Source organism: Bacillus cereus group sp. MYBKT14-1 (assembly GCF_051915185.1).
Taxonomy (GTDB): domain Bacteria; phylum Bacillota; class Bacilli; order Bacillales; family Bacillaceae_G; genus Bacillus_A; species Bacillus_A cereus.
The window spans coordinates 296042-302301 of sequence record NZ_JBQAEF010000006.1 but is presented as its reverse complement, the minus strand read 5'-3'; the positions used below and the strand labels follow the sequence as shown (position 1 = coordinate 302301).

Genomic DNA, 6260 nt, shown 5'->3' with positions numbered 1-6260 from the left:
TGATGGCAGAGAGGTCACACCCGTTCCCATACCGAACACGGAAGTTAAGCTCTCTAGCGCCGATGGTAGTTGGGACCTTGTCCCTGTGAGAGTAGGACGTTGCCAGGCAAAATGGAGGATTAGCTCAGCTGGGAGAGCACCTGCCTTACAAGCAGGGGGTCGGCGGTTCGATCCCGTCATCCTCCACCATATATGTCGGAGGGGTAGCGAAGTGGCTAAACGCGGCGGACTGTAAATCCGCTCCTTCGGGTTCGGCAGTTCGAATCTGCCCCCCTCCACCATTCTTAATTAATGGGCTATAGCCAAGCGGTAAGGCAACGGACTTTGACTCCGTCATGCGCTGGTTCGAATCCAGCTAGCCCAGCCATTAAGAGCCATTAGCTCAGTTGGTAGAGCATCTGACTTTTAATCAGAGGGTCGAAGGTTCGAGTCCTTCATGGCTCACCATTTTAATGAAATATGCGGGTGTGGCGGAATTGGCAGACGCACTAGACTTAGGATCTAGCGCCTTTGGCGTGGGGGTTCGACTCCCTTCACCCGCACTTTTAATAAAATAACTCATACATGTCTTGCGGAAGTAGTTCAGTGGTAGAATACAACCTTGCCAAGGTTGGGGTCGCGGGTTCGAATCCCGTCTTCCGCTCCAATTTTCAATATGACATGCCGGGGTGGCGGAACAGGCAGACGCACAGGACTTAAAATCCTGCGGTGGGTGACCACCGTGCGGGTTCGACCCCCGCCCTCGGCACCATATGCGCCCGTAGCTCAATTGGATAGAGCGTTTGACTACGGATCAAGAGGTTAGGGGTTCGACTCCTCTCGGGCGCGCTTTTATTAACGGGAAGTGGCTCAGCTTGGTAGAGCACCTGGTTTGGGACCAGGGGGTCGCAGGTTCAAATCCTGTCTTCCCGATATTCCCAAAAAACATGGGGCCTTAGCTCAGCTGGGAGAGCGCCTGCCTTGCACGCAGGAGGTCAGCGGTTCGATCCCGCTAGGCTCCACTTTATTTAATATATGTCTCGGAGGTATACCCAAGTTCGGCTGAAGGGATCGGTCTTGAAAACCGACAGGCGGTGAGAATCGCGCGGGGGTTCGAATCCCTCTACCTCCTCCATTTTTTCTTTAATGGCTTAGACATATAATAATAAAATATTTATTTTTTCCTTCATGGAGGTATACCCAAGTTCGGCTGAAGGGATCGGTCTTGAAAACCGACAGGCGGCGAGAGTCGCGCGGGGGTTCGAATCCCTCTACCTCCTCCATTTTTAAAACTTTATATTGTCGCGGGGTGGAGCAGCACGGTAGCTCGTCGGGCTCATAACCCGAAGGTCGCAGGTTCAAATCCTGTCCCCGCAACCAAATGGTCCCGTGGTGTAGTGGTTAACATGCCTGCCTGTCACGCAGGAGATCGCCGGTTCGACCCCGGTCGGGACCGCCATTTATGTTGGCTCGGTAGCTCAGTCGGTAGAGCAGAGGACTGAAAATCCTCGTGTCGGCGGTTCGATTCCGTCCCGAGCCACCATTTTTTTATGCCGGCTTAGCTCAATTGGTAGAGCAACTGACTTGTAATCAGTAGGTTGGGGGTTCAAGTCCTCTAGCCGGCATCATTTAGGGGCATAGTTTAAAGGTAGAACTGAGGTCTCCAAAACCTCCAGTGTGGGTTCGATTCCTACTGCCCCTGTAAAGTATATGGGCCTATAGCTCAGCTGGTTAGAGCGCACGCCTGATAAGCGTGAGGTCGATGGTTCGAGTCCATTTAGGCCCACCATATATTATTCCGCAGTAGCTCAGTGGTAGAGCTATCGGCTGTTAACCGATCGGTCGTAGGTTCGAGTCCTACCTGCGGAGCCATGGCCCGTTGGTCAAGTGGTTAAGACACCGCCCTTTCACGGCGGTAACACGGGTTCGAATCCCGTACGGGTCATACAAAAAAGAGTCAGCATTATGCTGGCTCTTTTTTATTTTGTTAATCCTTTTTATTACGTTACTTTCCAGAAATAAATAAAGGAATTTTGGAAAAGCTATGGTATGTATAAAAAGGAGGAAATCATAATGACACGAGTGAGAGACTTAATGAGTACCCATATTGTACATTGTACACCGCTAGACAATGTATATGAGGCAGCTGTAAAAATGAAGGAAGAATCGATTGGATTAATTCCTGTTGTTGAAAATGAGCAAGTTGTTGGGCTTGTTACTGATCGTGATTTAGTCGTTCGAGGGATTGCTGAAAAACATCCTGGATCTAATAAGATTACAAATGTAATGACAACAAATATTATCTCAGTTTCTCCAAATGATTCTATTGAAAAAGCTACAGAGCTAATGGCACAGCATCAAATTAGACGATTACCAGTAGTTGATAGTGGTCAACTTATTGGCATGTTAGCACTAGGAGATTTAGCTATAAGGGAATCAGCAGATGATCAAGCTGGATTTGCCTTGAGCGAAATCTCAGAGCGTACAGAGTAAATTGAAACTTTCATTAACCGAGAGTTTAATGGTCACTCATAAAGAGCTAAATTATATATAAATTTCAGATACATTATTCTAGTATATATGGATTAAACTAATATGTTAGCGTGATGTATCTGAGACATTATATAATAAGTATGTGGTTAATAATTTCGACATTTTTTTAAAATTTGTTATTCTTAATTTTTAATAAGAGAAAAGATGATATACTGATAGATATAAGTATTATGAGAGATTTTGAATATAACAATATTAATTTTTAGTGGTGCGATAATAAATTAATATTTCCTACATAGATGAAAAGGGAAGGGGAATTATATGAAGGCTGTACAGGGCGATCCAAATTGGAATTTGGTTACAGATACATATATAGAACCAAATAATTTCGCTGAATTATTTTCTTTGCTTGTACCTTGTCACCCAAAAGGTGAGGGGAAAGAACGAACTATATTAGTATGGAAAGAGAAAGAATTTTATAAAGAAGAAAATTTAGCGGCATTTATCGTATATGGCATGAATAAAGCAAAGAAATTACCGCAGTTTCATAAAGATGAAATTCCAACTTTAGTGCGTATTCTTCGCTTATGCCAAGAGATTGGTTGGTATGAAGAGGCAAATGATTTTATGATAGCGCAAGGATTAGCTGAGTTTGTTCATACTTCATTGGAATATGAAACATGGGATCTTTTGACGCAATCAGTTGCTTTAAATTATTTAATTATTAAATATCGTATAGGTGAATTGACAGATAGGGATATTGAAATTTGGGATAGAGTTAAATTTAATGAGAAGTGTATAACCGATTGTAAACATTTATTATCTCATAAAGAAGTATTGGAATTTACATTCTTTTATATGTGCAAGAGAGCGAAATCATTATCAAAAGAGCAATTAAATAGTGATATGATGAGTTTAGCAATGTATTGTAATACTTTTGTATATGATTTGTATACACATGATTTATTACGGAAATATCGTAAGTGTACAGATTTCCTATCATATTATGGACCTAGTCAGGCAGTTTTAGCATGTCAAAGAGCTGTATTATCTCAAATTTCCGATCGCTTAGACCCATTAAAGACAACGCATGTAGATGATTATTTATATGTGATGAAAGAAATGATGGAGCATATGACGATAGGAGTAATGGATCGATATGGTCATTTTATTGGAAAGCTACTATCTTATGTGCCATTTTTCGAAATGATACAAGTTCCACAGCATGCATATTATTGTGAAGAATTACTGTATATTTGTAAGGGCATTGAATATAAAGAAGAAACACTACGCAATTATATATTTATACAATTACATGATTGTTTACCATCATTTTTTAGGCTATTTCTTAAAAATAAGCGTTACGCAACGATTCATGATATTCTTTTCTATTGGTGCGATGACGAACAACGAATGAGCTTAGAGAAAAAATATAATCTGAGCTTTATTTATGAAAAATATGCTTGTGGATAAACAATATTTTCGATATGAAAAATTAATATAAATTAAAAAGGATCTCCAGTTTATGTGAGATCCTTTTTTGTTAGTAAAACAAGGAGAAAGTGATTAAGACAAGAAACAACATTCCATATAGGAGAAGTTGTGCAGTATAACTTCCTTGTATACCAAAAAAAGTATTGGCTTTCTTATACAAATTCAATATGTATTTTATTGGAGTATCTTTGAAAGATTGGTACACAGTGTCTCCTCTTTCTAAGCTTCTTGTTTTTGTTTTTGGTTATAAGGGACATTAATATATCTAGCTACAAATAATAAAACAGCCATAAAGAATACTGGAAATACAGTAGATAAATAAAAGCCATTACTAATTATATTTGTTATGAGAGCACTCAAAAGAAAAATAGCATTATAAATATGGGCAATTTTTTGTTTTAGTTGCACTTGAAATGATTCCATCATAATTTCTAATGCAACAAAAGCAATAATAATAGATAAAAATACAATGTTTGTATTGTAAATGATTAAACAACAGATTAAACCTAAAAAGGCTACGTATTCAATTATAAGAGGTATATTGCGTGGCATACAATTTACCTAACTAAATATGGCAGTGGATTTACTGCATTTGTTTTTTCAAAATTCCATTCTCCATTATGTAATTCAAAATGAAGATGTTGCCCGTATGAATGACCTGTGTTTCCCATATGACCTATTAATTGTCCAGTTTGTACTTGATCACCAGCTTGTACAGTGCGATCCTTCATATGAGCATAAACAGTTGTATATAATTTCCCATTGATTTGATGCGCAATGAAAACAACATTGCCATAGCTAGCTGAATAATAAGATTTCACAACTTTACCTGCAGCAGCAGCTTGGATAGAGACGTTTCCTGGAGCGGCAATATCTATACCATAATGCATTTGTTCCCAGCGTATATCAAAGGTTGAGCTAATTCTTCCTTGAGCGGGGAATTTGAAAGCAGCTGGAATTGATGAAGGCTGATCTGTTTTAGCTTGTGGTTGATTTTGTACTACATAGTGTTTTGCTACATATCCGTATCCTGTGCCAAAACGAATTTTATACCAAGTACCTACAGTTTCTACTACTTGTACTTGAGTACCGTTTTGTAATGAACCGAGTAGAGCGCTACTTGTACTAGCGGTGCTACGTACATTTAGATTAGGTGTTGCAACAGTATATTTTGTATTATTTTGAACGGTGATTCCTTTTACTAAGGGTTGTGAACCATTAGAGATGAATGCTTTTTGTACGTAACCTGTTTGGCCATTATGTGATATTTTATACCATTCGCCTTGATCTTCTTGAACGGTAATAAACTTACCATTTGGTAATACATCTAAAATGGAAGATTCTAAATTAGGTTCAGAGCGAACGTTTAATGCATTAGCATTAACGATGTATTGATCATTAGATTGAAGTTTGTTTTTTAGTAAAATAGCATCTTTTTGTACATAACCTACTTTATTATGAACAGATACTTTATACCAACCATTAGTTGTTTCAATGATGTTCACTTTTGTATTAAAGCGAATTGTATCAATTGATGTGCTTTTTACGTTATCTTCTGTATGTAATGCTACTTGATCGACTTTGACATACCCAGTTTTAATATTAGATAATTGTTCAGCGTTTGCTTTTTGTACATTTGTTTCACCCATAGAAGGAAGTAAAGAAGCAATCGCTACAGTAGTTGCTGTTAAAGCAGTAGCTTTCATATTCATGGAATAGAGACCTCCTCTAGTTGTATAGTTGTAATTTTATTATAGTATAAAGATATAATATAGTGGGGGTATTCACATAAATGTAATATGAAATCAATATAAAAATAAATTTTTTGAGGATAATGATTCCTTTTTATACAATTAATTGGGGTTTTATTTTCTAAAATAGAATGTATGTATTGTATAATTTCGATATTATGTTGATAATTAAGAAAATTAAAAAAGTTGATGATGTCTTATTAGGGTGTTATACTGACAGTGATAATTTTATAGTTTGCTAGGAGAGCTGGTGTTGTCAGCTGAGAGTAGGCCGTAAGCCTTTGATCCTTTTTATTACCTGATCTAGATTATGCTAGCGTAGGGAAGCAATTCGGACACTAACAATGAGTCCCCGTTTCTTTGCGTATAGAAACGGGGCTTTTTTATTTGAAAATTTCATATTGAAACCACTAGGGGTGCTTGACTTGCTGAGAGAGGAATAATCCTTAACCCTTACAACACCTGATCTAGGTAATACTAGCGAAGGGAAGTGGAACATCGAATAAATGTATAACTTTATTTGCTGTAACCACTTCTTATATA

Annotated in this window: 4 protein-coding genes, 20 tRNA genes, 1 rRNA gene and 2 riboswitches; of the genes, 23 read left to right on the top strand and 2 right to left on the bottom strand. The window is 38.3% G+C overall.

Annotation, left to right across the window (positions count from 1 at the left end; genetic code table 11):
* From rrf to ACTFO4_RS17790, 23 genes are all read left to right on the top strand, one after another.
* Window positions 1-108 (top strand): 5S ribosomal RNA (gene rrf / locus ACTFO4_RS17900); the annotation flags it as partial.
* 5 nt (window positions 109-113) lie between these two features.
* A tRNA-Val gene (locus ACTFO4_RS17895) sits at window positions 114-189 on the top strand.
* A gap of 8 nt (window positions 190-197) precedes the next feature.
* A tRNA-Tyr gene (locus ACTFO4_RS17890) sits at window positions 198-281 on the top strand.
* A gap of 11 nt (window positions 282-292) precedes the next feature.
* Window positions 293-367: transfer RNA gene (locus tag ACTFO4_RS17885), tRNA-Gln, on the top strand.
* 4 nt (window positions 368-371) lie between these two features.
* A tRNA-Lys gene (locus ACTFO4_RS17880) sits at window positions 372-447 on the top strand.
* A gap of 14 nt (window positions 448-461) precedes the next feature.
* Window positions 462-542: transfer RNA gene (locus ACTFO4_RS17875), tRNA-Leu, on the top strand.
* A gap of 29 nt (window positions 543-571) precedes the next feature.
* Window positions 572-646, top strand: a tRNA-Gly gene (locus ACTFO4_RS17870).
* A gap of 16 nt (window positions 647-662) precedes the next feature.
* A tRNA-Leu gene (locus tag ACTFO4_RS17865) sits at window positions 663-751 on the top strand.
* 3 nt (window positions 752-754) lie between these two features.
* Window positions 755-828: transfer RNA gene (locus tag ACTFO4_RS17860), tRNA-Arg, on the top strand.
* A gap of 10 nt (window positions 829-838) precedes the next feature.
* A tRNA-Pro gene (locus ACTFO4_RS17855) sits at window positions 839-912 on the top strand.
* 16 nt (window positions 913-928) lie between these two features.
* Window positions 929-1001 (top strand) — tRNA-Ala (locus ACTFO4_RS17850).
* 20 nt (window positions 1002-1021) lie between these two features.
* Window positions 1022-1114 (top strand) — tRNA-Ser (locus tag ACTFO4_RS17845).
* 55 nt (window positions 1115-1169) lie between these two features.
* Window positions 1170-1262, top strand: a tRNA-Ser gene (locus ACTFO4_RS17840).
* A 20-nt stretch (window positions 1263-1282) separates the two neighbouring features.
* A tRNA-Met gene (locus ACTFO4_RS17835) sits at window positions 1283-1359 on the top strand.
* Window positions 1360-1362: 3 nt separating this feature from the next.
* Window positions 1363-1438: transfer RNA gene (locus ACTFO4_RS17830), tRNA-Asp, on the top strand.
* Between the two features lie 8 nt (window positions 1439-1446).
* Window positions 1447-1522 (top strand) — tRNA-Phe (locus ACTFO4_RS17825).
* 9 nt (window positions 1523-1531) lie between these two features.
* Window positions 1532-1604, top strand: a tRNA-Thr gene (locus ACTFO4_RS17820).
* 6 nt (window positions 1605-1610) lie between these two features.
* Window positions 1611-1681, top strand: a tRNA-Trp gene (locus ACTFO4_RS17815).
* Between the two features lie 10 nt (window positions 1682-1691).
* A tRNA-Ile gene (locus tag ACTFO4_RS17810) sits at window positions 1692-1768 on the top strand.
* Window positions 1769-1776: 8 nt separating this feature from the next.
* Window positions 1777-1851, top strand: a tRNA-Asn gene (locus ACTFO4_RS17805).
* A gap of 1 nt (window position 1852) precedes the next feature.
* A tRNA-Glu gene (locus tag ACTFO4_RS17800) sits at window positions 1853-1924 on the top strand.
* A 128-nt stretch (window positions 1925-2052) separates the two neighbouring features.
* On the top strand, window positions 2053-2472 hold the full coding sequence (locus tag ACTFO4_RS17795) for a CBS domain-containing protein (RefSeq protein ID WP_000199006.1): 420 nt from the start codon (window positions 2053-2055) through the stop codon (window positions 2470-2472).
* A 321-nt stretch (window positions 2473-2793) separates the two neighbouring features.
* Window positions 2794-3945 carry a DUF3965 domain-containing protein gene (locus ACTFO4_RS17790; protein WP_000648912.1) on the top strand — a complete coding sequence of 384 codons (1152 nt, stop codon included), beginning with the start codon at window positions 2794-2796 and terminating at the stop codon, window positions 3943-3945.
* Window positions 3946-4185: 240 nt separating this feature from the next.
* Here ACTFO4_RS17790 and ACTFO4_RS17785 read toward each other — a convergent pair whose 3' ends face one another.
* Both ACTFO4_RS17785 and ACTFO4_RS17780 read right to left on the bottom strand, forming a co-directional pair.
* Complete coding sequence (locus ACTFO4_RS17785) at window positions 4186-4518, bottom strand: hypothetical protein (protein ID WP_001137823.1); 333 nt, start codon at window positions 4516-4518, stop codon at window positions 4186-4188.
* Between the two features lie 5 nt (window positions 4519-4523).
* The gene (locus ACTFO4_RS17780; RefSeq protein WP_001056030.1) at window positions 4524-5678 is read right to left on the bottom strand and encodes an SH3 domain-containing protein; all 1155 of its coding nucleotides are present in this window, start codon (window positions 5676-5678) and stop codon (window positions 4524-4526) included.
* A 269-nt stretch (window positions 5679-5947) separates the two neighbouring features.
* A riboswitch (TPP riboswitch) is annotated at window positions 5948-6059 on the top strand.
* Between the two features lie 60 nt (window positions 6060-6119).
* Window positions 6120-6223: riboswitch (TPP riboswitch) on the top strand.
* The last annotated feature ends 37 nt before the right edge of the window (window positions 6224-6260 follow it).

Coding starts and splice junctions, on each gene's coding strand:
- ACTFO4_RS17795 (WP_000199006.1), top strand. CDS start 2,053: ATGACACGAGTGAGAGACTTAATGAGTACCCATATTGTACATTGTACA.
- ACTFO4_RS17790 (WP_000648912.1), top strand. CDS start 2,794: ATGAAGGCTGTACAGGGCGATCCAAATTGGAATTTGGTTACAGATACA.
- ACTFO4_RS17785 (WP_001137823.1), bottom strand. CDS start 4,518: ATGCCACGCAATATACCTCTTATAATTGAATACGTAGCCTTTTTAGGT.
- ACTFO4_RS17780 (WP_001056030.1), bottom strand. CDS start 5,678: ATGAATATGAAAGCTACTGCTTTAACAGCAACTACTGTAGCGATTGCT.